3 protein-coding genes are annotated in these 3202 nt (G+C 68.8%); 1 reads left to right on the top strand and 2 read right to left on the bottom strand.

Annotated features, from left to right (window positions below):
- Together QOL99_RS16065 and QOL99_RS16060 are read right to left on the bottom strand one after the other, a co-directional pair.
- Positions 1-697: hypothetical protein (locus tag QOL99_RS16065; protein ID WP_285525299.1), on the bottom strand; the 697-nt coding region annotated here is incomplete at its 3' end.
- On the bottom strand, positions 694-2406 hold the full coding sequence (locus tag QOL99_RS16060) for a hypothetical protein (protein WP_285525297.1): 1713 nt from the start codon (positions 2404-2406) through the stop codon (positions 694-696). The genes QOL99_RS16060 and QOL99_RS16065, both read right to left, overlap by 4 nt.
- Positions 2407-2923: 517 nt before the next feature.
- Here QOL99_RS16060 and QOL99_RS16055 point away from each other — a divergent pair.
- Entirely contained in the window at positions 2924-3145 is a 222-nt protein-coding gene (locus QOL99_RS16055; RefSeq protein ID WP_285525295.1) for a DUF433 domain-containing protein, read from the top strand.
- The last annotated feature ends 57 nt before the right edge of the window (positions 3146-3202 follow it).

Here is a 3202-nt window from a genome sequence, read left to right as displayed (position 1 = left end):
CCTGGAAGCGCAGCCGGGAGCCGCCGGGCTGCTGGGCCTCGGCCACCGCCGCCGGCGTGACGCTCCAGCGCTCACCGTCGTCACTGATCTCCAGGTGCCCGAGCAGCCGCAGGGCGCGCGCGATCCGCCGCGACTGCTCCCCGGCGCCCAGCGCCGCGCAGGCCGCGTGAAACGCGCTCCAGCGGCCGCTGCCCAGCGAACTCGCGTACCACAGCACCCGTTCGGCGACCTCGCCAAGGCCGCCTTCCCTGTCCGGGCGGTCCAGGTCAGCCTGAAAAGGATCGCCGGACTGTTCCTGACGCAGCACCCTGTAGGTCAGGCACTGTCCCAGCGCCTTCATCTTGAGTTCCCCGCTGACCATTGACTGAATGGTGGCGAGCTCGTACGGACCGCCCGCGCTGAACTGCAGGAACGGGCACTCGGCCAGCGCTTCTTGCACGTCGTCGGGCAGCACGCCCAGGTCCTCGGATTCCAGCGTGAGGAAGAAGTAGAACTCGCCCCGCGCCCGGCGCTCGACCCGCAGGCCGCAGACGGTATCGGTCAGGCGCCGCTGCTGCATGTAGCGCGAGAGCGCCTCGATCAGCTGGTCGGCCCTGCCGCGCCCGCTGTAGCCCTGGTACCAGCGGATCCGCGCCGGGCCCGACTGACGGTCCTGGGCCCGGAGGCGGCCGATGTTCATGCGTTCCTGTCCGGTCATCCCTGCACCTCCTGCGCCACGCGCAGGCCCGTGAGGGTGCGCGTCTGGCCTCCCTGCTGCCAGCGTCGGTCGACCGTGCCCAGCAGGGCCGGGTCGGGCGGGGGCAACTCTTCCCACGGCACGAGCTTGACCAGCCGCACCTGACCCTGTCCGCGCGCCTCGGCGGACAGCTCGTAGTCCCCGGGGCCGGCCCAGGGCACCGAGACGGGCTGGTTGGGCTCCACCGCACCCGAGAAGACCGTGTCCTCCCCGCGGCAGACCGTCAGGAACGCCTCCGTGAAAAAGGAGTGGACCGTCACGGTGGGGGGCGCGTCGGTGACCCAGGCCCCCTGCCGGGGCAGCCGCAGCCCGCCCGCGACGCTCACGGACACGCCGCTCGCCGGGCGCAAGGCGTCGAGCAGGTCACGGGACTGGACCGGGCCGACCTCGCCCCACTGGTTGGCGGTCACCATCACCCCCGTGACCTCCAGCCATCCGGCCTCCCAACGCTCCTCGCCCTGCCACTGCATCAGACCCTGCTCCCGGTAAGCCAGCAGGTCGGCCTTGAGTTCGTCGCGGAGCAGCAGGCTGAAGTGTTCCCCCACGGCCGGGCGGCCCATCGACGCGAAGGCGCCGGGGACGTCCGGATCGGCCCGCAGGATCCAGAAAGGCCGTGCCGGCAGGCTCAGGGCGTCGAGCTGCGGATGCCCGCTGAGCGGCAGAGTCCAGCCAAACTCCAGGCGCTCCCCGTCCAGCTGGCCCACCGGGGCGTAGTAGCCTGGCCGTTCCAGCCGCAGCGGCTCGGAGGCGCTGCCGTCCGGCCAGTCGAGCGTCACGTCCAGCAGCCGCAGGCCGCGGGGCTGCCGGGGATACAGCGCGTACTGCGGTGCCCCGGTACGCCAGTGCTCGGTGCGGTAGAGCCCCGCCTGGAGGTGGCGTCCCAGGGGGCCGCCAGCACTGGCCTGGGTTCCGCCCCCTTGGACGCGGCGCTCCTCCCACTCGCGGTAGACGTCGGCCAGCGCGAACTGCACGTCCTCGGCTCCCTGGCCGCTGCGCCCCAGCAAGGTGCGGACATGGGCCGGAAGGTCGTCCTCGTGGCGCAGCAGGCTCACCAGCAATTCCGGGTCCGGCTCACGGCCCCAGTTCCGCCGGTCAAACACCTGGAACAGCCGCCGTTTCTCGGGTTCGCGCAGCAGGGTCTGGCTGACGGCGTAGCCGATGTACTTCCAGGCCCCCCTCCCGCCCGACGCGGTGGGGAGGTACCCCCGGGAGCGCAGGAAGGTGGCCCAGGCGCGCCACAGGGGTTCCTCGCCCGCGGCACCGGTGGTCATGTGCCGAGGCCGCTTGACCTGCGCGTTGGCCGGGACGGTCCCCAGCGCGTCGTTCAAGCGGGTGAAATAGTCCTTCTCGCTGATGCTCTGCTCGTCGTCCTGGTCCATGCGGGACGCCACAAGCACCAGGGCACCCAGGAAGGCCAAGCCCTGCGGGCGCCCCCGCTTGTTCTTGCCCCGCACCGTCTCGGGAAAGACGCAGCCGTCTTTGACGAGCGCCGAGCGGACCGCGGCGAGGTAGTCCTCGGCCCAGGGGCCGGTGCTCGAACGGCCCCAGAACTGCTCGCCAATCTGCTCGAGCGTCCGGTCGCTGACATTGAGGTAGATCGTGCTTCCCACGGGGGCTCCATAGGTGAAGAACTCGATCAGCGCGTCATTCCACTCCGTGTAGGTCGGCAAGGCCACTCCTCTCCATGTTCGGTCTCGTGCTCCGGTGCCGGCAGTCTTTCCGGCGACCTGTCACGGCGCTCTGTCAGCCCGGCCATGTCGGTGAGAGCGGAGAGTTCACGCAGGATCCTGAAAGTCTGCGCAGGGAGCCGTGATGACCGTACGCTAGCGGCCAAGACAGAGCTCCTCAAGCAACTTTGAGCAGATCCCCCCGCTGGGTGCTTTCGGAGCCGAGCAATACAGGGGCAGAAACGGTCAGTGGGCGGCCCACCTTCAAGTGGCTGCGACGGTTGTGGTTGGGTCAGGCTGTCTATCCGGCCCACCGCCAACTCCTGTTCAACGATTTGCAGTCCTGTAAATATATAAATTCGGTACTCCTCCCCATATCCATCCCACCGAGCTGCAACGGTAGAGTGAGGCCATGAGCCTCCTCGACCGGATCNTTCAACGATTTGCAGTCCTGTAAATATATAAATTCGGTACTCCTCCCCATATCCATCCCACCGAGCTGCAACGGTAGAGTGAGGCCATGAGCCTCCTCGACCGGATCACCGTCGACCCACGGCAGTGTGGTGGACGTCCCTGCATCCGCGGAATACGGATCCGGGTGAGCGACCTCCTCGACCTGCTGGGCCAGGGCGTTCCTGAGGGGGAGATCCTGGAGGACTACCCCGATCTCGAGCGCGAGGACATCCACGCCGCGCTGCTGTATGCCGCGCGCTACCTGAATCATCCGCGTCTGAGCGCCTGAGATGCCGGAAAATCCCTACTGGCTGGATGCGCAGCTCCCGCCGCAACTCGCGCCCTG

The sequence above is a fragment of the Deinococcus rhizophilus genome (assembly GCF_030271215.1).
Classification (GTDB): Bacteria; Deinococcota; Deinococci; order Deinococcales; family Deinococcaceae; genus Deinococcus; species Deinococcus rhizophilus.
The sequence above is the reverse complement of the archived record's forward strand: the minus strand, read 5'-3'. Positions and strand labels throughout refer to the sequence as shown.